Consider the following 328-nt stretch of genomic DNA (forward strand, 5'->3'; position numbering starts at 1 on the left):
GTATTGCCCTTGTGTCAATTCGCCTCGTTTAAAGGCGGCTCGGGTTTTTCTCACTTCACTTGTCTGTGGAAACGACCCGATGGTGGTCGTTGGCAGCAATGGAAGCTTAATCACTTCTTTTTGGTGATGAGAGCGCTCAGCATATTTGGCGCTGCGCTCGGCATCTGCCGGTGTTAGATTAGCCAGTCTTGTTTGAACACTTGCCTTGTTAACTAAGGTTGATTGCTGACGCTTGATGATAGGCTGACTGTATTGCTCGCAATACTCAATAGCTTGCTTGTCGCCCTCTAACGCCTTAGCAAGCCAGTTCACCTCTGCTACCTTTTGC

General features: G+C 48.8%; 1 pseudogene. It reads right to left on the minus strand.

Annotation, left to right across the window (positions count from 1 at the left end):
- Positions 1 to 328, minus strand: a pseudogene (locus AB4585_RS24675) (5-methyltetrahydropteroyltriglutamate--homocysteine S-methyltransferase); the annotation flags it as partial.

This window comes from Vibrio sp. 10N.222.49.C9 (assembly GCF_041474985.1).
Lineage (GTDB): Bacteria > Pseudomonadota > Gammaproteobacteria > Enterobacterales > Vibrionaceae > Vibrio > Vibrio crassostreae_C.